This window comes from Roseinatronobacter sp. NSM (assembly GCF_052379845.1).
Lineage (GTDB): Bacteria > Pseudomonadota > Alphaproteobacteria > Rhodobacterales > Rhodobacteraceae > Roseinatronobacter.
This window is the reverse complement of the sequence record NZ_JBQTCF010000029.1, coordinates 1-21,436: the sequence shown is the minus strand read 5'-3', so window position 1 is coordinate 21,436 and position 21,436 is coordinate 1. Positions and strand designations below refer to the sequence as shown.

Genomic DNA, 21,436 nt, shown 5'->3' with positions numbered 1-21,436 from the left:
TGAACGCTGCTCGCTCCAGCCTCGTAAGGCGGCAATGGAACAAGGGGGAGAGGCGCGCGGATGGATCAGTCGCTTTTACCACGCGCATAGAACATAGGCCCGCCGCGCCAGCGCGGATAGCCATAACCGTGAATCTTGACCAGATCGATATCTGTGGCCGAGGCGGCTATCCCTTCGTTGAGAATTGCGTGACCCTCAGCGGCTATTGCATTGGTGATACGGGCCACGATCTCGCCAGCATCCATGGCAGGATTGCGCGCAACATGAGGTGCCAGCAATGCGGCGACGGTATCGGATGGCTTTGGTTGGCGCGAACCATCGGGGTAATCATACCATCCGCCACCGGTTTTCTGGCCCTTTCGACCTGCGCGCACCAGAATATCGCCCAGCGTTTCAGGAACATCATGGCCCTGCGCGCGCGCGCCCTCGCGCTGGAGATAAGCAATATCTAGCCCGCCCAGATCCTGTGCCTCGAAAGGGCCCATTGCCAGCCCGTGACCGCGCATGGCCGCGTCAATTGCGGCAATGGGCACCCCCTGGCGCAATAACGCTTCCGCCTCGGCGCGGGTGCGTTTAAGGATACGATTGCCGATAAAACCGTCACAAATCCCCGATTGCACCGGAATTTTACCCAGGCGTTGGGCGAATTCGAAGCCTGTGGCCAGCGTTTCTGGTGCCGTCTGCGGGATAGGCACAATTTCAAGCAAACGCATCACATTGGCTGGACTGAAGAAATGCAACCCGATAAAGCGCTCAGGATGTGGCAGGTCAGCTGCAATCTCGCGCGGGTCAAGATAGGACGTGTTGGTTGCCAGAACCGCATCGGCACGGGCATGACGCGCCAGCTTGGCGAAAACGTCTCGTTTCACATCCTGCTTTTCAAATACGGCTTCAATCAGCAGATCCGCCTGCGCCAGTGCCGCATAATCGCTCGAGGCTGTCAGTGCGTCTAGATGGGCATCGCGCACGGCCTGTGTCATGCGCCCGCGCTTGACCGCACCGTCATGAATACGGGCAACATTGGCCACGCCCTGTGCCAGTGCATCGTCATCGCGTTCGACAAGGGTCACAGCCAGTCCAGCGCCTTGACAGGCCGCCACAATGCCTGCGCCCATGGTGCCACCGCCAATCACGCCCACTTTTTTCAGGGGCAGCGGAGATATGCCTTTCAGGTGGGCGGGGCGGGGGGCAGCGCGTTCGGCAAAGAATACATGGCGCAATGCAGCGGCTTGGGGCGATGCGCGCAATTCCAGAAATGTCTGACGCTCAAAGGCCAATGCTTCGTAAAAGGGGGCGTCACACGCGCGGCGCAGACAGTCCAGAGCGCGCAATGGGGCGTCAGCCCCTTTGGCGGATTTGCGGACGCGCGCGTCCGCCTCTTGCCAGAAGCCGGGTTCCGGGGCCGCGATTGGGCGTTGTGATATGGGTTGCGGCAGGGGCCGCGTCAGAGCATCGCGCGCGAATTGGATGGCGTTTTCCAGCAGGTCGCTGGATGTGACAGCATCGATCAGCCCCATCTCCAAGGCGGCCCGGGCCTTGACTGTCTTGCCGGTTGTCACCAACGTTACGGCAGCAGGGATCCCAATCAAGCGCGGTGTGCGCACCGTGCCCGATGCACCGGGGATGACGCCAAGGTTTACTTCGGGCAGGCCCAAAGTGGCGTTTTCGGTCGCTAAGCGAAAGCGGCAGCCCAGGGCGATTTCAAACCCGCCGCCAAGCGCCGCGCCATGGATCGCCGCAATCCAGGGTTTACGCGCCCCCTCAATCCGGTCGACAATATCTGGCAAATGCGGGGGCTGGGGTGGGCTGCCAAATTCACTGACATCCGCACCCGCAATAAAGGTGCGCCCGGCGCAGACCAGAACCACCGCCTGCACTGCGGGGTCGTGATCCAGTTGGTTGACTGCATCTGATAAACCCTGTCGCAAGGCTTGTGACAGGGCATTTACGGGCGGATTGTCAACAGTCACGATGGCAATGCCATTGTCATGGCGGATTTGGATAAGTGTCATAATTTTATATGCCCAGATAAGCTTCGCGGATGCGCGGATCGGCGATCAGATCCTCGGCAGGGCCATCCATGATGATACGCCCCGTTTCCATCACATATCCACGATCTGCGATTTTCAACGCGCCAAAGGCGTTTTGCTCCACCAGAAGGACAGTCACGTCCAGCGCTTTCAATCCGCGCACAACCTCGAAAATCTGCGAAACGATTATCGGGGCCAGCCCCATGGATGGCTCATCCAGCAGCAAGCAGGATGGGCGGCCCATCAAGGCACGCGCCATGGCCAGCATTTGCTGCTGCCCGCCCGACAATCCCCCCGCCGAAAGGTTGCGCTTGTCCCGCAGGATGGGGAACATCGTGAAGGCGTCTTCCATGTCGCGTTCCACGCGGTCGTCACGAAAGGCATAAGCGCCCAGCCGCAGGTTTTCCTCGACCGATAAATTCGTGAAAATCTGGCGCCCCTCGGGGGATTGGGTCAGACCGCGCGCAGGGCGTTTCCACGCGGGCACACCGGTCAGAATATCTCCGCGAAAGGTAATTGTCCCGCCAGAGACTGGCTGCACACCCGACAGGCAGCGCAACAGCGTGGTCTTGCCAGCGCCATTCGCGCCCACCACTGTAACGATTTCGCCACTATTTACCTGCAAGTCGATACCGTGCAGAACCTCGATGCGGCCATAGCGCGACCGCAGCCCCTCAACCGTCAGCATTGGATGCCTCCTCGGTGCCAAGATAGGCGGCAATCACCGCCGGATTGCGGCTTACTGTAGCGGGATCGCCTTCGGCGATCTTCTCGCCACGATCCAGCACAACGATATGATTGGAAATTTTCATGACCAGCTTCATATCATGCTCGACCAGCAAGATGCCCACACCCGATGCCGCAACCTCGGCGATCAACTTGTCGATTTCTTCGGTCTCGACCGCGTTGCAGCCCGCGGCGGGTTCATCCAGCAGCAGGACCTTGGGCTCCAGCGCCAACGCGCGCGCGATTTCCAGACGTTTTAGCGCGCCATAGGACAGGTTGCCCGCTTCGCGTTCTGCCGCGCGCTCCAGGCCCACACGCGCAAGAAGAGCGCGCGCGCCTTCCTGAGCCTCACGGGCGCGGTGCCGTGATGCGGGGAGTGAGAGGAGATCCGCCATCACTGACCCGCTTTCGCGCAGATGATACCCGGAGATGGCATTTTCCAGCACAGTCATGGACTGGAAAATCTGCAGGTTCTGGAATGTCCGCGACAGGCCCTGACGCGCCAGCAAATGCGGCTCCACGCCTGTCACATCCCGACCATTTAACAACACCCGTCCCGCATCAGGCTGATAAATACCCGAGATCATGTTGAACAGTGTTGTTTTGCCAGCGCCATTGGGTCCAATGACCGAGAGGATTTCGCCCGGTTTGACAGAAAAGCTGACATCATTGACGGCGCGAATTCCGCCAAAGCCGATGCCCAGCCCTTCGATTGAAAGAAGCCCGCTCATTCGTCTTTGCCTCGCAGTTTCTTGAGGATAGAGGGCAGCAGCCCCTCGCGCAGGAAGATCATGACAAGGATCATGACCAAGCCCAGGATCATATGCTCATATTCGGCAAACACCGTCAGCACCTGTGGCAATAGCGTCAAGATGGCCGCACCCAGTATGGCGCCCAGCACAGAACCCACGCCGCCCAGAACGGCCATAGTCACCATTTCAATCGAATGCATGAAGCCTGCAATATCGGGGGTGACAAAGCGGTTCTGCAGCGCCAGCAGCGATCCGGAGATTGACGCATAAATCGCCGAAATCACGAATGCCCGCAATTTCAGCCGCGCGACATCAATACCCACAGTGCGCGCGGCAACCTCAGACCCGTGCAGCGCACGCAGGGCGCGCCCGGTGGGGCTGTCATATAGGTTAAGTGCAATCCATGCGCCAATCAGCATCGCAAATCCGCTGAAGAAATACCAGAACTGCCCATTGCTTATCGACAGGCCCATATCATTGAGCACCCTGCGCAACCCCAGATCCGGCACCGACATCCCATCAGGCCCGCCCGTCAGCCAGCGCTCGTTGGTCAGGACCATCGTTACCAATATCCCGAAACCCAGCGTGGCGACACCCAGATAATACCCGTGCAGCCGCAAGATGGGGCGCCCAACCAGATAGGCGAGTATTCCTGATATGGCCGCCCCCAGTAAAATAGCCAAGGATGGGTGCAGGCCAAGATGTATGGGAGCCAGCGCACAGGCATAGGCCCCGATGCCCGCAAAACCCGCATGGCCCAGACTGACCTGGCCTGCATAGCCCGTCAGGATCACGATGCCGGTAACCGCGATGGCATTCACGAAAATCAGCGCCCCAATGCGGTAATAGAAGTTCGAAGGAAACAGGAATGGCGACAGCACAATCAGCAGGATCAGCACAATCAACGTCGCAGATTTCGGAGTCAGTTTCATAGTCACACCCGATCTGTGGATTTGCGGCCAAACAGACCCTGCGGCATGAAAAACAGCACTGCCAGAATCACGACGAACGCGGCTGCGTCCTTATAGGTGGATGACAGGTAGCCTGCTGTCATCGCCTCGATCAGGCCGATGGTAAAACCGCCTACCAGCGCGCCCTTGGGATTGCCCATGCCGCCCAGCATCGCGCCTGCAAAACCCTTCAACGCGAAGGCAATGCCGACATTATAGGCAGTCAGTGTGATGGGTGTGGCCAGAACGCCAGCCAGCGCGCCAATGCCAGCGGAGAGGGCGAAGGACAATGTCATGACGTAATTGGTATTGATCCCGACCAGCTGCGCGGCCAATCGGTTGTTGGATGTGGCCAGAACCGCCCGACCCAGCAAGGTGCGCGTGAAAAACAGATACAATCCAACAAACACGGCCACTGCGCCCCCGATAACCCACAGACTTTGCGGCAGGATTGTTGCCCCCGCCACGCGCAAAGGCGCATCGCCCGAAAAGGCGGGAAAGCTATGAATTTGCTTGCCAAATAGAACCTGTGCGGCACCCTGAATGAAAATTGACGCGCCGATCGTGATGATGATCAGTGATACGACTGGCGCGCCACGCGCGGGCTCGATTGCCAGTTTGTTCATAGCAACGCCCAAACTGGCGGTCAGGACAATCGCCGCCAGCGCGGCTAATGGCAACGGCAAACCCGCAGCATAACCCGCCACCGTGATCATGCCGCCCAGCATGACGAATTCACCCTGGGCAAAGTTCACCACGTCGGATGCATTGTATATGATCGTGAAGCCAAGCGCGACCAGGGCGTAAACCGCACCAACGGTCACCCCTGAGAACAGGAATTGCAAAAGTTCGGACATTTCGACCTCTAGCTGGATGCGGCGGAACAATCCCGGCGCGAACGCCGGGATCAGTATCAACGCCGTTGATTATTCCACGAGCGTCCAAGCACCGTCGCGGATTTCAAGCATGCGGAACGCGCTCAGATCGAGGCCCAGGTGATCATCGGGGGCGAATGTATAGGTGCCTGTGGTGCCCACTAGGGCCTCGGTCGCCTCGATCGCGTCGCGGATATCCTGCGGGTCGCTTGATCCAGCGCGCGCGATTGCATCGGTCAGGATCAGGAAAGCATCATGGGCATAGCCGCCAAAGGTGCTTACGGGTGTACCTGTCTTGGCTTCGAACGCAGTCTTATAGGCCAGTGCGATTTCCTTCTGGGGGTCATCATCTTCCAGAATATCGGCCACCAGCAGCGCGGTTCCCGGTAGGCGAATGCCTTCCGCTGCACTTGCGCCTGCCAATTCGATAAACCCGTTCGATGCCACACCGTGCGACTGATAGAAGGGGATTTCCAGACCAAGTTGAGCGTAGTTGCGGGTCACAATGGAGGGGCCTTGACCGAAACCGGGATTGATCAATGCCTCGACACCTTGCGCGGCACGGATATTGGTCAATTGCGCGGTCATATCTACATCGGTGGGATTATAATTTTCATCGGCCACCAGATTAAGCCCATAATCGCCAATCACATCACGGCATTGCGCCTGCATAGAGGCACCAAAACCGTCTGTTCCGGAAATCATGGCCACATTGGTAAAACCGCGCGCCACGATATCCTCGAAAATTTTCTGGCAGGCCATTCTATCTGTGTGCGGCGTCTTGAAGGTGAAAGGACGCACCGGATCGATGATTTCGATTGCACCGGCCAGTGAGATGAACGGAATTTCCGCATCCTCGGCTACCGACAAGATCGACATGGTAGCCCCGGTGGTGGTGCCGCCGATGATCGCCACGACCTCGTCATCCTCGATCAGACGTGTGGCAAAGGTGCGTGCGCGGTTCGGGTCGCCGCCGTCATCGTAATGAATGAGACGTACGGTTTCGCCATTTATGCCCCCGGCTGCGTTCAGCTCTTCGACCAGCATTTCAAGTGTCTTGACCTGCGGGTCCCCCAAAAACGCTGCAGGGCCAGTAGCCGAGATGCTGGCCCCGATGCGTATTTCGGCCATTGCAGGCGCGGCCAGACCGAAGGCGGCCAGTGTAACGATAACTTTTGTCGTGCTCTTCATGAGTGTCTCCTCCCCGAGACTGGTTGATATGGGATTAGGAAATCTGACGTCGCCACATCGCGCGGGTAAATCGCGGTGTGACGAACGCAGGGTCGGTCAGGCAGGCATTCCCTGCCGGATTCGCACCGGTGACATGGAAATCACTGAATGCTGCGGATTGGTTGACAAAGATATTGCCGGTCAGGTTGATCGACAGGTTAACGCCCGCGCGGGCAAATTCCGGAATGGCACGGGCAATGCGATCCTCATCTGTGTCATAAAGTGCAGCGGTAATGGCGCCTTGCTCGCGGGCCAACCCTGTGGCGCGGGCAATGGCCGATGCCGCGTCTGGCGTCTGCACGATAAAGCTGACAGGGCCAAAATATTCCTGCGCTGACAAATCATCTGCATCCGACAGCATAAGCGGCGTTCCATCCCGCAGCACGCGGCCCTGTTTGCAGGCTTGCTCCAGCCGCGCCCGTGTGGCCGGATTGGCAATCGCACCAGTCACAGCGCTCGCGCGGGCTGGATCGGCCAGCAACCGATCCAGCGCATCAGCAATGCCCTTCGCCACATCCTCGGGGGATTTGTGGCCTTGATCGCTCTCAAGGCCCCCTTGCGGAATGATCAGTGTCTGGGGGGATGTGCACATCTGCCCAGAATAGAGCGCCAGCGAGAAGGCCAGGTTATCGCACATGCCTTTGAAATCCGGCGCCCCCAGAAGTGTAACGGTGTTTACCCCCGCTTCTTCGGTAAAGAGGCGCGCATGGCGCGCATTCTCGCGCAGCCAGTCGCCGAATGCCTTGCCGCCGGTGTAATCAATGAGGCGAATTGCGGGGTTTGTGGCCAGTGTTTGCGTGATTTCCCCTTCGGGTGCATCGACAGCAAGCAAAATTGCATCCGCAGGCAGGCCGGCTTCGACAAAAACCTGCCTGAGCGTGGCAACTGTCAGTGCCAGCGGCAGGATTGCGCGCGGGTGCGGTTTGATGATGACCGGATTGCCTGTTGCAAGGCTGGCAAACAGGCCGGGGTAGCTGTTCCATGTCGGGAATGTGTTGCACCCGATGCTTAGCGCCACACCTGCGGGCACCAAGGCCCAGTGTTTTTCCAGACGTAGCGGCGCGGCCTTGCCCTGTGGCTTTTCCCAGATCGCGCTTTGCGGATAGCGTTTCATTTCCTGCCATGCCAGCGCGACGGCCTCCAGCGCGCGATCCTGTGCATGGGGACCACCAGCCTGAAAGGCCATGGCGAATGCCTGCCCAGTGGTATGCTGTGTCGCGTGTGCGATCAGAAAGGATTGTGCGTTCAATCGCACCAGGGCCTCTATCAGCGCACCTACTCGCGCGGCGGGGCTTGCTGCAGCGAGGGCGGGGGCCGCTGCCTGGGCGGCGGTGATCAGATCTGTCGGGCTCGCTGCCGGGTAGCAGATATCAAGCGCCAGACCATAGGGCGATTCTTCAGCGCCTAAACGGTATGATTCGGGATGGCCATCCAGTTCAAAGCGCTGCCCCAGCAGCGCATCAAACGCGGCCTGGCCCGCTGCGCGCGATCCCTCGCCATAAAGCTTTTCACTTGGAATTTCTTGAAACGGCGCCCAATATCCGCGCGCGCCCAGTGCAGCCTGTGCTGCATCCAGAAGCCCTATGTGACGATCAAAAAACTCTGTCATTTGTTCCCCCTGCCGCAACCGCGATGGCCGTCCTCTCGACATACTTAATAACATTGACCGACCGGTCGATTTATGCAACATATTTTTTGAAGCTGCCGAAATTTTTCCGCTTATTGCGTAGGAACCCCTGCTGGAATGGAGAATCTTATGACGGACACTGTTTTGACGGACTTGGCCGCGGGCGTGCTTACAATCGTGCTCAACCGTCCTGACAAGCTGAATGCCTTCAATGAGGAGATGCATCTGGCGCTGCGCGCAGCAATTCAGCGTGCGATTGAAGATGCCGATGTGCGCGCGATTTTGCTAACGGGCGCAGGCCGGGCCTTTTGTGCGGGGCAGGATCTGGGCGACCGTGATCCGCGCAAGGGCACTGGCACACCTGATCTGGGGGCCACGCTGGAGCGGTTTTATAATCCTACGCTACGTCTGATTCGGGCATTGGAGAAGCCGGTTATCTGCGCGGTGAATGGTGTGGCGGCCGGGGCAGGGGCGAATATCGCACTGGCCTGTGATATCGTGCTGGCGTCACAAAAGGCGCGCTTCATTCAGGCATTTTCCAAAATTGGGCTGGTGCCCGATGCAGGTGGCAGCTGGTCGCTGACCCATATTCTGGGCGAGCCACGCGCCAAGGCGCTTGCCTTTACCGCTGAAGCGCTGAGCGCGCAACAGGCCGCTGACTGGGGCCTGATCTGGAAAGCTGTAGAGGATGAAACCCTGTTGACTGACGCGCGCGAACTGGCGCAATCCCTCGCGCTTGGGCCAACGCGCGGGCTGGGATTGACCAAACGCCTGATACAGGCCGCCGCCACCAACAGCCTGGATGAACAGCTTGATATGGAACGCGATGCTCAGCGAGAGGCGGGGTGCACCCGCGACTATGCCGAAGGCGTGACAGCGTTTCTGGAAAAGCGGCCTGCACAATTCTGGGGGGAATGACATGAATGCTCTGGAACTCGCGCAAGCCTGCGCCGCTGCGATGTGGGGCGAAGACCTGGCCTCGCAGAATTTGGGGATGGTGCTGGAACATGCCAGACCGGGGCAAGCGGTGATGCGCATGGAAATCACGTCTGCAATGGTCAACGGTCACGGCACGGCCCATGGCGGGTATATTTTTACACTCGCCGATAGTGCATTTGCATTTGCGTGCAACACTGTCGATCAGCGGTCAGTGGGCCAGCAGGCGTCCATCACCTATCTGGCACCGGCATTTTGCGGGGATGTGCTGACTGCCAGCGCGACCGAGCGCACCCGACAGACCCGCAGTGGCCTCTATGATGTCACAGTCACTAACCAAAACGGCGCGCTTATCGCAGAATTTCGCGGGCATTCCCGCACAGTCAAGGGCCGTCTGTTGGGTAACTAGCCCCAGACCGACAATCCGAGGGAGGAAATCTTGGACAATCTTACCCCATCAAAGCAAAGCCTCGACCCTATCGAAATCGCTTCGCGCGATGAAATCGAGGCGCTGCAATTTCACCGCATGAAGCGTTCCCTGAAACACGCTTATGAAAATTCGCCCTTCTATCGGAAACGCTTCATCGAATATGACGTCCACCCGGAAGAGTTGAAAACACTGGCCGATATCGCAAAATTCCCCTTCACGGTGAAACAGGACCTGCGCGAAACCTATCCTTTTGGCATGTTTGCGGTCCCGCGCGAAAAACTGGTGCGGATTCACGGATCTTCAGGGACCACCGGGAAACCTACTGTTGTGGGCTATACCGCAAGCGATATTGACAACTGGGCAAATCTGGTTGCGCGCTCTATCCGGGCAGCAGGCGGGCGGCGCGGTGATATCTTGCATAATGCCTATGGTTACGGTTTGTTCACCGGCGGGCTGGGCGCGCATTACGGCGCTGAACGTCTGGGATGTACTGTCGTGCCGATTTCAGGCGGTATGACCGAACGGCAGGTTTCATTGATCGACGATTTCAAGCCGCGCGTCATCATGGTGACGCCAAGCTATATGCTGTCGATTCTGGATGAATTTCGTCGTCAGGGGATTGATCCGCGCGAAAGCAGTCTGGAGGTCGGGATTTTCGGAGCCGAGCCATGGACAAATGCCATGCGCGAGGAAATAGAACAGGCGTTCAATATGCAGGCCGTAGATATCTATGGCCTGTCCGAGGTTATGGGACCGGGCGTGGCGCAAGAATGTGTTGAAACCAAAGACGGACTGCACATCTGGGAAGATCATTTCTATCCAGAAATCATAGACCCCGTCACTGGCGAGGTATTACCCGACGGCCAGATGGGCGAATTGGTATTCACCACCCTGACCAAAGAGGGGCTGCCGATGGTTCGCTATCGCACCCGCGACCTGACGCGCCTCTTGCCCGGAACGGCGCGATCTATGCGCCGGATCGAAAAGATCACCGGGCGCAGCGATGACATGATTATTCTGCGCGGTGTCAACGTGTTTCCAACCCAGATCGAGGAACAGATCCTGAAATGTGCGGGTCTTTCAGCGCATTTTCAGATAGAATTGGGGCGGTCGGGGCGCATGGATAACATGACAGTCCATGTCGAATGCACCCCCGATATGGCGAATGATGACGCGCGCGCGAAATCCGCGAAGGAACTGGCGCATCACATCAAATCGGTGGTCGGTGTTTCGACGCGCGTCGAGGTTTGCGATCCTGCAGGAATTGCTCGCTCCGAGGGCAAAGCCAAACGGGTGATCGACAATCGACCCAAGGAATAGGCTGCTCTGGCACAGGGCAGGTGACAAGCCTGTGTGCAGCACTTATATCGAGGAAAGGCGCAGAAATGCGCCTTTTCGCGGAGTAAATTGAATTCGTCCTGACAACAGGAAGCATACCATGGCCCGAACACGCGCACAGGATTTTGAAGAAAAACAACGCGTTATCTTAGACAGTGCCGCCGAAGTCTTTGCCGAACAGGGCATGGAGAAAGCATCAATGGCGCAAGTGGCGGCGCGCGCGCAGGTGTCAAAACCGCTGCTGTATCATTACTATCCCAGCAAAGATGCCTTGATTTTTGCCATCATCACCACGCATCTGGAAGAGTTGGATACCGTCATCGAAGACGTCGACGATGACCCCCATCTTGCGCCCGACCAACGCTTGCGTCGTCTGGTGGGGGCCGTGCTGGAAAGCTATCGTGGCGCCGACAACGAGCACAAGGTTCAGCTGAATGCGACTGCAGCCCTGTCGGATGAACAGAAAACCCAGATCACGGCTTTGGAGCGCAGGATTGTGCGGCGTTTTGCAGCTGTGCTGGAACAGATCAACCCTGATCTGAACTCGACGGAACGTCCCCTTTTGATGCCGGTCACCATGTCTTTATTCGGGATGATGAACTGGGTTTATATGTGGTTCAAGGACGGGGGGCGCATCTCCCGAGAGGATTATGCCGATGTCGCCACGACGCTGATTCTGGAAGGCATCAAATCGGTGCGGTGATACCTGCCCGCTCAAGCACCAGCGGGCTGTATTGTGGGGCCTGCGCACGGGGGCGTTCGGGTTCTGGTGCGTCTAGCGCCTCTGTCGGTGCCAACCGGTCGCGTGCTTCTAGCGCCAAGCGCTGATAAATTGCGGTTCCACGGCGTTTCCAGTCAATCTCATCCGCTGTCAGCATCCGCACAACGCGTGCGGGCGCCCCCACCACCAGCGCGCCTGCGGGAATGTTTTCCCCCGCCTTGACGAAGGTCATTGCCGCAATGATGGTGTTTTCACCGATCACGCATTCATCCATGACAACTGCGTTCATTCCCACCATCGCATTGCGGCCCACATGGCAGCCATGCAGCACCGCGCCATGTCCTATATGGCCGCCTTCCTCGATCACGACATCCTTGTCAGGAAAGCTGTGAACAACGCAGGTTTCCTGCACATTGCAGCCTCGATGCAGCATAATGCGCCCAAAATCACCCCGCAGCACTGCCCCCGGCCCCACATAGACCGCAGGCCCTACAATTACATCCCCAATGATTGTAGCGTCTGGATGAACGAATGCGGCAGGGTCGATCACCGGGCGGATGCCATCCCATGACCATATGCTCATTCTGCGGCCTCTTGCGTTTTGGCAACCATGGTCAAAACATCATATTGCGCTACGATTTCGGAATTCTGGTTGGAGACCTGACAATCCCAGCGCACCTCACCATGTTCGGCATTTGCGCGCGGGTTTATGTCTTTGCAGGTCAGCCGCACTTGCAATGTATCCCCAAAATAGACCGGCGTCAGAAAGCGCATGTTGTCAACACCGTAATTGGCCAGAACCGGGCCGGGGGCCGGATCGACAAACAGCCCCGCCGCAAATGAGGCAATCAGATAGCCATGCGCCACGCGATCCTCGAAAAACGGATTTGCGCGCGCGGCCTCGCTGTCCATATGTGCGTAGAATGTGTCGCCGGTAAATTCTGCGAAATGTTCGACATCCGCTTGCGTGATCTGGCGGCTGGCTGTGACCAGTTGATCACCGATGCGCAATTCCGCCAAGGATTTGCGAAAAGGATGGATGTCCGATTGCGCGGGCGCGCCCTCGATCCAGCGGCCTGTGACAGCAGACAGCAGTCCGGGCGCGCCCTGAACCGCTGTGCGTTGCATATAGTGTTTGACCCCGCGCATGCCGCCCATTTCCTCGCCGCCGCCAGCGCGACCCGGCCCGCCATGCACCAGACCGGCCAGCGGCGAGCCATGCCCGGTAGAGCTTTTGGCCGAGGCGCGGTTCCCGATCAAGATACGACCGTGATAGGGGGCCAGCCCCAGAACCATGTTCCGTGCGATATCGGGATCATTCGTGAATACGGAGGACACCAGCGACCCTTTGCCCATCGCGGCCAGCGCGACCGCTTGATCTGCGTCCTCATAGGGTATCAGCGTAGCTACGGGACCGAAGGCCTCGCAATCATGCACGGCGGCTGCATTCATGGGGTCATCGGCCAGCAACAGAACCGGGTTCAGATAGGCCCCTTGGTCAAACCCGTCCGGGGTGACATCAGGATCACCCACAACAATACGCGCCACAGTTTGCAACTCGCTGATGCGCGCGCGTACCTCTTCGCGTTGATCCATACTGGCGAGCGGCCCAAGACGTGTAGCGCTATCTGCGGGTAAGCCGGGAGTTGCCGCCTCGAGACGGGTTCTGAGTGCGGCAATCAGCGGTTCGATATAACCAGCCGGTGCCATGACACGGCGAATGGCTGTGCATTTCTGTCCGGCCTTTGCGGTTATTTCGCGCGCAACCTCTTTGACAAACAGGTCGAATTCTGGCGTGCCCGGCGCCGCATCGGCCCCCAGTATCGATGCGTTCAGGCTGTCCGCCTCCATTGTGAAGCGCGTCGAGTTTTCAACAATTGCGCGATGGGCGCGCAATTTGCGCCCGGTCCATGCCGATCCGGTAAATGTCACCGCATCCTGCCCCGTGACATGATCGAGAAGATCCCCCACTGACCCGCAGATCAGCTGAAGCGCCCCATCAGGCAATATTCCCGTATCCATTATCCGGCGCACGACCAGTTCGGTCAGATAGGCCGTTTGCGAAGCTGGCTTAACGATACACGGTACCCCCGCAAGCAAGGTGGGTGCGATTTTCTCCAGCATCCCCCAGACAGGGAAATTATACGCATTGATATGCACGGCTACACCCCGCAAGGGCGACAGGATGTGCTGTGCCGAAAAGCTGTCATCGCGCGACAGCAATTCGACATCACCCTCTGTCAGGACGCGGGTATTGGGCAATTCGCGCCGCCCCTTGGAGGCATAGGCCAACATCGTGCCGATGCCGCCCTCGATATCAACCCAACCATCCGCGCGCGTGGCGCCTGTGCGGAAGCTTTCGGTGTAAAACTCTTCCTTATGTTCCATCAGCGCCAAGCCCAGCGCCTTGAGCATCAGGGCGCGGTCGTGAAATGACATGGCCCGCAAGGCAAGACCGCCGGTTTTTCGCCCCCAATCCAATGCTGCCGCCATATCAATGCCAGTGGCATCAATATGAGCGACCAATTCACCTGTTGCTGCATCCAGCAGGGGCTGGCCGTCGCGGTCGCCGCGTATCCAGCGCCCACAAATCAGACTTTCAAGACGGCGCGGGGCCGGTGAGGCGGTCATGGTCATAATATTCCTGTTATTCTAGACGGTGTCGCGTTCATTCGCATTCACACGACCCACACTAACCTTATGTTGTCACGTGTCTTTTTGCGCAAAACCGGTTCCCATTTTTGCGCGACATGCTTTAGCGGGCTGCAGCCGTGGCCGTTCAGAGGCCGCAGGCGGCCAATCGGGTGTTGGCCAAACTCTGCCATGCGTCGCGCAAAGCCTCATTCGGGCGGCGGCGCAAACCAAACCGGGCCTGCAGATCGAAACGCGGTGAATGCGCCATACCGAAACCGGCGGCCACGCGGGGCATCCAGTAGCTGATACTATCGCGCACGCCACCGGGGTCGGATACGACCAGCCGCGCCAAGCCCTCCAGACCCAATTCGGCATGACGTGCTTCACGCGGGGCGATCTGGCGGAATGTATCGGCAAGCGGTGCATAGGAAATCTGCGACAGCTCGGTCATCTGCACAGTGGTTGCCAGCCCTTGCAACACATTCATCACAACAGCATCTGTCCAGTCGGTGATCGGGTAATGAAACACTGACAGGCGCATATCGCCCGATTGGCGCGCTTGGCCCAGATCATCGACCCGCGATACACGCGCGGCCCAGTCATGCTGAGCTTGATATCGCGCAGTTGCGGTGCCAAACTCAGCCATCACCGCCAGAACACGTTCGGCATGATCAGCCTTTTCCAAGGTGATGCGGCAGGCTGCGATCCGTTCCTTTATACCTGGCGCCCAATTTATCGCACTGGCAAACCCGGCAGAAGCTGCCAATTCACTGTCCACGAATGAGCCCATCAGGCGCAACAGCTCGCCACGATAGCGCGGGGGGACATTGCCGGGCGCAGTCAGGACACCGCCCTGTGCCAGATATTCCTCTACGGGAATTGTATCATTCGTCATAGCTGACCACCACTTTCTGACTGATTGGGAAGGCCTGACATGACAAAACATAGCCTGCGCGCACTTCGTAATCTTCAAGGGCGTGGTTGATGGCCATTTCCACCTCGCCCTCCAACACTTTGCAGCGGCAGGTAGAGCAGACGCCAGCCTTGCATGAATAGGGGGCATCCATGTCGGCCGCCAGTGCGGCCTCGAGAATGGATTGCCCCTCGCGCGGCAAAGTCAGATTGCGGGTCGTGCCATCAAGCGTAACTGTGGCCTGCACGCCTGCGCCTTCGGGGATTGCCATAGCAGACACAGCGCGCGCTTTGGCGCGGCCCGGCTGACTGCTGGCAAAGAGTTCAAATTTGATCTGCTCATCGCTCAGCCCATGTTCGCGCAGAGAGGCCGCGATTGTCAGCATCATGGGTTCGGGGCCACAAATATAGGCGGTATCGACTGATGCAGGATCAATCCAGCCGCTGAACAGATGCGCCATTTTATCAGCGTCAATACGGCCCGTGAACAGATCGATTTCCTGTCCTTCCTGTTCAAGCACATGAATAACAGATAACCGACCCAGATATGTGTTTTTCAAATCCTCCAGTTCTTCACGAAACATGATGGTGTTGATCTGGCGGTTGGCATAGACCAGCGTGAACCGCGATTTGGGTTCGCGGGTCAGAACGGTCTTGATAATCGACAATACCGGCGTGATACCCGACCCACCTGCAAATCCCAGATAATGACGTGCGGAATCGGCATTCAGCGGTGTGAAGAAACGGCCCATGGGCGGCATCGCATCAATCTGGTCCCCCGGGGCCAAATTTTCATTGGCCCATGTGGAAAATGCTCCGCCATCGACACGCTTTATTCCAACACGCAAAAATCCCTCGTCCTTGCCGGCGCAAATAGAATAGCTGCGGCGCAATTCTTCACCGTCAAAATCACGGCGGAATGTCAGATACTGCCCTTGGATGAAATCAAAAAGGGCGCTGTCTTCCTCGCGCGGGGCCAGAGTAACGACCACAGCATCGCGTGTTTCGCGTCGCACTTCTGTAACTGTCAGGGGGTGAAATCGTGCCATTGCGGGTGTCCTTTGCATGCCTAGATGCATTTGAAATAGTCGAAGGGTTCAAGGCAGTCCGTGCAGCGATAGCTGGCCTTGCACGGGGTCGAACCGAATTGACTGACCTTTTCAGTCGCATTCGATCCGCAGCGCGGGCATGCGATTACCAGATTGGAATTGCCCGCCAAACGCGAGATCCGACCCGCCAGTTGACCGTCGGCTGCCGTTCCGTCAACAGGCGGCGCGATGCCATAGGCGCGCAGCTTTTCGCGCCCCACATCCGTGATCCAGTCTGTTGTCCATGGCGGCGATAACTGGCGTTTCAGTTCCAGCTTTTCAATGCCATGGTTGCGCAGGGCGGTTTCGATATCCAGATTGATCACGCCGGTCGCGGGACAGCCCGAATAGGTGGGCGTTACCGTCACAACCAGCGTGTCACCCTGCCATGCGACATCGCGGATGATGCCCAGATCGGTCAGCGAAATCGCAGGGATTTCAGGGTCTGGGACTTCTGCCAGCCAATCCCAGACCTGCGCGGTATTGGGTCGCGTTTGCATGATGTTACCAGCGCGCACCGGGATAGGCGCGTTGCAAAAACTGCATCTGGGCCAGAATGAACCCCAGATGTTCGCTATGCACGCCGCGTTTCCCGCCGCCCATCCCACTGACGCCCTGTTGCCAGACAGCGCCAGGATGCTTTAGCGTGGCTTCCTCCAGCACTTGTGCAACGGTCCGCTCCCATGGTGCGCGCAGACTGGACGGCAGAGGCACAATGCCCGCATCCGCCAAGGCCACATCATGCAGGTCATCAGTGAACATTTCACCAGTATAGGACCACAGACCGTTCAGCGCGTTTTGCATCCGCTCGTGGCTCTCGGCAGTGCCGTCACCCAAACGCACCACCAGATCGGCAGACCGTTCCAGATGATAGGCGGCTTCCTTCCATGCCTTGGCCGCGATTTCAGCGACGCGCGCATCGCCGGAATCGCGCGCGGCGGTCAGGAGTTCCAGATGGAACACATCAAACAGGAATTGCCGCATCAAAGTGTTGCCAAAATCACCATTGGGGCGCTCGACCAGCAGGAGGTTGCGAAACGCACCAGCATCGCGCAGATAGGCGAGATTGTCAGCGGTGCGGCCCGCACCTTCGATCTCACCTGCGTATTCCAGCCATAGCTGGCATTGGCCAATCAGATCCAGCGCCTGATTTGCCAGCGCAATATCTTCTTCCAGAACAGGGGCCAGACCACACCACTCGGATACACGGTGGCCCAGGATCAGGGCATTATCGCCTGTGCGCAGCAGCCATTCAAACAGCGCATCGCGATGGGGCATAACCGCGGGTGCGGCGTCGGATTTGTCCCGCGCGTCGGCCTGATCGGCGGCCAGTTTTTCGACATCGGGGGTCATCACATCCGGTAGCGACGGCATCACATATGCCCCACTTCTTCAGGAATGTCGAAAAATGTCGGATGGCGGTACACTTTGGCATTTGACGGCTCGAACAAGGGCCCCTTCTGTGATGGCGAGGATGCCGTGATCATATTGGACGGCACAACCCAGATCGACACGCCCTCGTTCCGGCGGGTGTAAACATCGCGGGCATTGTTGATCGCCATTTCTGCATCAGGTGCGTGCAGGCTGCCAACATGGCGATGGTTCAGGCCATGTTGGCCACGGATAAAGATTTCCCAAAGGGGCCATTCGCTGGACATAATGCCCTTCCTCCCATTTCATAGGTCTGGCTGGGGTGGGCGGCGCATGCCCCCACCCAAGGATCATTGGATATTTATTCAGCAGCAATCCGCGCGCTGCGGCGACGTGCCTCGGCTTTTTGGGCATGCGCCATCAGGCCGTCACGATACCACGCGCCGTCTTCCCATGCCTTGACGCGTGCGCCCAGACGCTCTGCGTTGCATGGGCCGTTGCCCGCGATCACAGCAAAGAATTCCGACCAATCGGGTTCGCTGAAATCATAGCCGCCTTTTTCTTCATTCCATTTCAGGTTTTCGTCGGGAATGCTCAGGCCCAGATACTCGGCTTGTGGAACGGTCTGATCCACAAACTTCTGGCGCAATTCATCATTGGTGTTCATTTTGATCTTCCACGCCATTGATTGCGCGGAATGGACAGAGTCTTTGTCCGAAGGTCCAAACATCATCAGCGACGGATACCAGAAGCGGTTCAGCGCATCCTGCGCCATGGCTTTTTGTTCAGGCGTGCCCGCGCACATCTTCATCATGATGTCATAGCCCTGCCGCTGATGAAACGATTCCTCTTTGCAGATCCGGATCATCGCGCGGCTATAGGGGCCATAGCTGGTACGTTGCAGCGGCACTTGATTCATAATCGCGGCCCCATCAACCAGCCAGCCAACTGCGCCCATATCGGCCCAAGTCAGGGTTGGATAATTAAAAATGCTGGAATATTTCATTCGACCGGAATGAAGCCCTTCCAGCAATTCATCACGGCTGACGCCCAATGTTTCGGCGGCAGAGTAGAGGTAGAGGCCATGTCCCGCCTCATCCTGAACCTTGGCCAGCAGGATCGCCTTGCGTTCCAGTGTCGGTGCGCGGGTGATCCAATTGCCTTCGGGCAATTGACCCACGATTTCAGAATGCGCATGCTGACCGATCTGGCGGATCAGCGTTTTACGATAGCCTTCGGGCATCCATTCCTTGGGTTCGATTTTTTCATTCCGGTCGATACGGTCCTGAAATGCGATTTCCTCGGGCGACATCTGTTCGCGGGATTTGGCGCCTTCGGATTTTACAAGCTGTGCATACATGGCAAGTTTTCCTTTCAGACTCGTTCAATGATAAGTGCGATGCCCTGACCCACGCCGATGCACATTGTGCAAAGCGCGTAACGGCCACCGGTGCGGTGTAGCTGATACATAGCCGTGGTGACCAAGCGCGCGCCGGACATGCCCAAGGGATGCCCCAGCGCAATCGCGCCGCCATTCGGGTTTACATGGGGCGCGTCATCGGGCAGGCCCAATTCGCGCAATGTGGCCAGCGCCTGCGCGGCGAATGCTTCGTTCAGTTCGATGACGTCCATCTGGTCGATCGTCAGCCCCGCGCGGGCCAGAACCTTGCTGGCGGCGGGCGACGGGCCGATCCCCATTATGCGCGGGGCCACACCGGCGGCGGCCATTGCAACAATACGCGCCTTGGGCGTCAGGCCATGCGCCTGTGCTGCGCGGCCCGACAGGATTGCCAGAGCGCAAGCGCCATCATTGACACCCGATGCATTCCCTGCGGTCACGCTTAGATCAGGGCCGTTCACGCCGCGCAATTTGGCCAGTTGTTCTGCAGATGTGCCGGGCCGGGGGTGTTCATCAGTATCCACGATCAGTGGATCCCCCTTTTTGCGGGCGATCGTGACAGGGACAATTTCATCTGCAAAAAGTCCGGCCTGTTGGGCTGCCGCCCATCGGGCCTGACTACGGGCTGCGAATGCGTCCTGATCTTCGCGGCTGATTGTGTAATCGCTTGCCACGTTATCAGCAGTTTGCGGCATGCTATCCACACCAAACCGCGCTTTCATCACGGGGTTCACGAACCGCCAACCGATGGTGGTGTCGTAAATCGCATTTGTCCGCGAAAATGCGGTTTCAGCTTTTGGCATCACAAAGGGCGCGCGGCTCATGCTCTCGACACCACCGGCCAGAACGAAATCACAATCACCAGCCTTGATCGCGCGGGCCGCCATGCCAACGGCATCCATGCCCGACCCGCATAAACGATTGATTGTGGTGCCCGGAACATCGACAGGCATTCCCGCCAGAAGCACGGCCATCCGGCCCACATTGCGATTATCCTCGCCCGCCTGATTGGCACAACCGAAGATCAGATCATCGACCGCCGACCAATCCACACCAGGATTGCGGTTCATCAGCGCGGCCAGTGGCACCGCTGCCAGATCATCCGCGCGTACTGTAGATAGTGCCCCGCCATAACGGCCAATTGGCGTGCGAACTGCATCGCAGATAAACGCGTCCTGCATTCCCGAATTCCCCCGAATCTTCCTCCGGTTGCGGATGCGTTGCAGCGCCGTAACCATAGGAATGGTATAACATCGAATACATTACAGTTCAAAGGTATTTTTGAAATTTCTGTAATGTTTGCGATAATGCTTTTGGGTTAATCGTTTGGAATCAGCGTAACCTGTTAATTTGTTGCATGCTTTCTGGCGTTGATGCAGGAAGGAAGCCCGAAGAATCCAGCATCGTAGCGATGTCCAGTTCAGCGGCAGGGGTCAGCGCCAAGTATAAATCGCGGAACAATTCGCGCGCGCGCGTGCCTGACCAATCCTGTGGCAATAGCGACGCCGGCAGGAACGGATCACGCAACACCGCAGCGCGATAGCTATGGACCAGCAATAACCGCAGCGTCAGGGCATCCGCAGGGGCAAGGGTATGACCTTGTTCAAGCGCGTTTGCGACAGGCAGAAACCGTGCCAAAAATGTGTCATATCTATCTTGCAGTGGTTTCAGTTCCCAAAATGCCGCTATGCCGGGCATGGCGTCGGGCTGAGAATCGGGCACGCGCATAATCAGACGCGCGCCATCAGGCATCTGGCCCCAATCAGGGGCCAGCCAGCACCCGCCGCCGACCTGCGCCATATGAAATTGCCGCCGTGTTTCATCCGGTAGCTCGTCTACCGAAAGCAACTGCCAACCAACAGGGCGTGCACCATGTGTGTAAAGGCGCGCCGTAGCTTGTGCAAATTCGGCTCGCGCAGTTGGTGCCAAGCGGTAAAAGCTGCGCCTGCCCTGTCGTTCGCCCTGCAAACGCCCTGCCACCACCAGGCGTGAAACCGCCGTACGGACAAGGTTTTCACGGATCCCGATGCGGTTGCAGATCTCTATCAGGCTGCCCATCCACAGCACCTCGCCACGCGGCACAACGACATCGCCATAAACTGTTACGATAAAGGACGCGGCGGTTATCTGCATATCATCGACAAGCGGTGTTACAAGCCCGATCTCGGCCATTTCAAGCGTCCTTTTGCGTGCATTTGTAGCGTGTTCGTGTCGTTGGCGGCACTCATCGGCACAAAACATATAAGGGCCAAAGCGAAAAAGCACGAAATTCCGCTTGCTTAGGCAGTCTAGGTGTCATGGGCTTACCTGTCGTCTGTGTTCAACTGCTGCCAAAACCTGACGGGCAAAGCGTCTGTGAGGAGTTGCTGCGGGCAGCTTCTAAAGCTGATTTCTCAAGATTGGGAAGCGTTTTCGAG

General features: G+C 58.0%; 21 protein-coding genes. 4 read left to right on the top strand and 17 right to left on the bottom strand.

Annotated features, from left to right (window positions below):
• Nucleotides 1–65 precede the first annotated feature (65 nt).
• The 7 genes from ACTZWY_RS15020 to paaN all read right to left on the bottom strand — a co-directional run bounded on the left by ACTZWY_RS15020 (nt 66) and on the right by paaN (nt 8,172).
• Nucleotides 66–2,012 (bottom strand): FAD-dependent oxidoreductase, encoded by a 1,947-nt coding sequence (locus ACTZWY_RS15020; RefSeq protein ID WP_444791521.1) that lies wholly within the window; start codon nt 2,010–2,012, stop codon nt 66–68.
• Between the two features lie 4 nt (nt 2,013–2,016).
• Nucleotides 2,017–2,718, bottom strand: coding sequence for an ABC transporter ATP-binding protein (locus tag ACTZWY_RS15015; RefSeq protein WP_444791520.1), 702 nt, complete (start codon nt 2,716–2,718; stop codon nt 2,017–2,019).
• Nucleotides 2,705–3,487, bottom strand: coding sequence for an ABC transporter ATP-binding protein (locus ACTZWY_RS15010; RefSeq protein WP_444791519.1), 783 nt, complete (start codon nt 3,485–3,487; stop codon nt 2,705–2,707). The genes ACTZWY_RS15015 and ACTZWY_RS15010 overlap by 14 nt, the downstream gene beginning before the upstream one ends.
• Nucleotides 3,484–4,440, bottom strand: a complete 957-nt coding sequence (locus tag ACTZWY_RS15005) for a branched-chain amino acid ABC transporter permease (protein WP_444791518.1) — start codon at nt 4,438–4,440, stop codon at nt 3,484–3,486. The genes ACTZWY_RS15010 and ACTZWY_RS15005 overlap by 4 nt, the downstream gene beginning before the upstream one ends.
• A gap of 2 nt (nt 4,441–4,442) precedes the next feature.
• Entirely contained in the window at nt 4,443–5,315 is an 873-nt protein-coding gene (locus tag ACTZWY_RS15000; RefSeq protein WP_444791517.1) for a branched-chain amino acid ABC transporter permease, read from the bottom strand.
• A gap of 69 nt (nt 5,316–5,384) precedes the next feature.
• On the bottom strand, nt 5,385–6,524 hold the full coding sequence (locus tag ACTZWY_RS14995) for an ABC transporter substrate-binding protein (protein WP_444791516.1): 1,140 nt from the start codon (nt 6,522–6,524) through the stop codon (nt 5,385–5,387).
• Nucleotides 6,525–6,558: 34 nt separating this feature from the next.
• Nucleotides 6,559–8,172 carry a phenylacetic acid degradation protein PaaN gene (paaN, locus tag ACTZWY_RS14990; RefSeq protein WP_444791515.1) on the bottom strand — a complete coding sequence of 538 codons (1,614 nt, stop codon included), beginning with the start codon at nt 8,170–8,172 and terminating at the stop codon, nt 6,559–6,561.
• A gap of 147 nt (nt 8,173–8,319) precedes the next feature.
• On the opposite strand from paaN, the gene paaG reads away from it, so the two are divergent.
• The 4 genes from paaG (at nt 8,320) to ACTZWY_RS14970 (ending at nt 11,597) form a co-directional block, all read left to right on the top strand.
• Nucleotides 8,320–9,108 carry a 2-(1,2-epoxy-1,2-dihydrophenyl)acetyl-CoA isomerase PaaG gene (gene paaG, locus ACTZWY_RS14985; RefSeq protein ID WP_444791514.1) on the top strand — a complete coding sequence of 263 codons (789 nt, stop codon included), beginning with the start codon at nt 8,320–8,322 and terminating at the stop codon, nt 9,106–9,108.
• A 1-nt stretch (nt 9,109) separates the two neighbouring features.
• Nucleotides 9,110–9,535, top strand: coding sequence for a hydroxyphenylacetyl-CoA thioesterase PaaI (paaI, locus tag ACTZWY_RS14980; RefSeq protein ID WP_444791513.1), 426 nt, complete (start codon nt 9,110–9,112; stop codon nt 9,533–9,535).
• A 30-nt stretch (nt 9,536–9,565) separates the two neighbouring features.
• On the top strand, nt 9,566–10,876 hold the full coding sequence (gene paaK / locus ACTZWY_RS14975; RefSeq protein ID WP_444791512.1) for a phenylacetate--CoA ligase PaaK: 1,311 nt from the start codon (nt 9,566–9,568) through the stop codon (nt 10,874–10,876).
• Between the two features lie 118 nt (nt 10,877–10,994).
• Complete coding sequence (locus tag ACTZWY_RS14970; RefSeq protein WP_444791511.1) at nt 10,995–11,597, top strand: TetR/AcrR family transcriptional regulator; 603 nt, start codon at nt 10,995–10,997, stop codon at nt 11,595–11,597.
• Here the strand turns inward: ACTZWY_RS14970 and ACTZWY_RS14965 are convergent.
• From ACTZWY_RS14965 to ACTZWY_RS14920, 10 genes are all read right to left on the bottom strand, one after another.
• Nucleotides 11,581–12,198 (bottom strand): acyltransferase, encoded by a 618-nt coding sequence (locus ACTZWY_RS14965; protein WP_444791510.1) that lies wholly within the window; start codon nt 12,196–12,198, stop codon nt 11,581–11,583. The two genes, ACTZWY_RS14970 and ACTZWY_RS14965, sit on opposite strands and share 17 nt — an antisense overlap.
• Nucleotides 12,195–14,246: a phenylacetic acid degradation bifunctional protein PaaZ gene (paaZ, locus tag ACTZWY_RS14960; RefSeq protein ID WP_444791509.1), complete on the bottom strand. Its 2,052-nt coding sequence runs from the start codon at nt 14,244–14,246 to the stop codon at nt 12,195–12,197. Before paaZ ends, ACTZWY_RS14965 begins: the two co-directional genes overlap by 4 nt.
• A 148-nt stretch (nt 14,247–14,394) precedes the next feature.
• On the bottom strand, nt 14,395–15,144 hold the full coding sequence (locus tag ACTZWY_RS14955) for a Phenylacetic acid catabolic protein (RefSeq protein ID WP_444791508.1): 750 nt from the start codon (nt 15,142–15,144) through the stop codon (nt 14,395–14,397).
• Entirely contained in the window at nt 15,134–16,210 is a 1,077-nt protein-coding gene (paaE, locus tag ACTZWY_RS14950) for a 1,2-phenylacetyl-CoA epoxidase subunit PaaE (RefSeq protein WP_444791507.1), read from the bottom strand. The genes ACTZWY_RS14955 and paaE overlap by 11 nt, the downstream gene beginning before the upstream one ends.
• A gap of 20 nt (nt 16,211–16,230) precedes the next feature.
• A complete protein-coding gene (gene paaD, locus ACTZWY_RS14945) occupies nt 16,231–16,749 on the bottom strand; it encodes a 1,2-phenylacetyl-CoA epoxidase subunit PaaD (RefSeq protein WP_444791506.1) in 519 nt (172 codons plus the stop codon).
• A 4-nt stretch (nt 16,750–16,753) separates the two neighbouring features.
• Entirely contained in the window at nt 16,754–17,623 is an 870-nt protein-coding gene (paaC, locus tag ACTZWY_RS14940) for a 1,2-phenylacetyl-CoA epoxidase subunit PaaC (RefSeq protein ID WP_444791505.1), read from the bottom strand.
• Nucleotides 17,623–17,907: a 1,2-phenylacetyl-CoA epoxidase subunit PaaB gene (gene paaB / locus ACTZWY_RS14935; RefSeq protein WP_444791504.1), complete on the bottom strand. Its 285-nt coding sequence runs from the start codon at nt 17,905–17,907 to the stop codon at nt 17,623–17,625. Before paaB ends, paaC begins: the two co-directional genes overlap by 1 nt.
• A gap of 74 nt (nt 17,908–17,981) precedes the next feature.
• Complete coding sequence (gene paaA, locus ACTZWY_RS14930) at nt 17,982–18,980, bottom strand: 1,2-phenylacetyl-CoA epoxidase subunit PaaA (RefSeq protein WP_444791503.1); 999 nt, start codon at nt 18,978–18,980, stop codon at nt 17,982–17,984.
• A 14-nt stretch (nt 18,981–18,994) separates the two neighbouring features.
• Nucleotides 18,995–20,200 carry a 3-oxoadipyl-CoA thiolase gene (pcaF, locus tag ACTZWY_RS14925; RefSeq protein ID WP_444791502.1) on the bottom strand — a complete coding sequence of 402 codons (1,206 nt, stop codon included), beginning with the start codon at nt 20,198–20,200 and terminating at the stop codon, nt 18,995–18,997.
• Nucleotides 20,201–20,351: 151 nt separating this feature from the next.
• Nucleotides 20,352–21,191 (bottom strand): PaaX family transcriptional regulator C-terminal domain-containing protein, encoded by an 840-nt coding sequence (locus tag ACTZWY_RS14920; RefSeq protein ID WP_444791501.1) that lies wholly within the window; start codon nt 21,189–21,191, stop codon nt 20,352–20,354.
• Nucleotides 21,192–21,436: the final 245 nt, after the last annotated feature.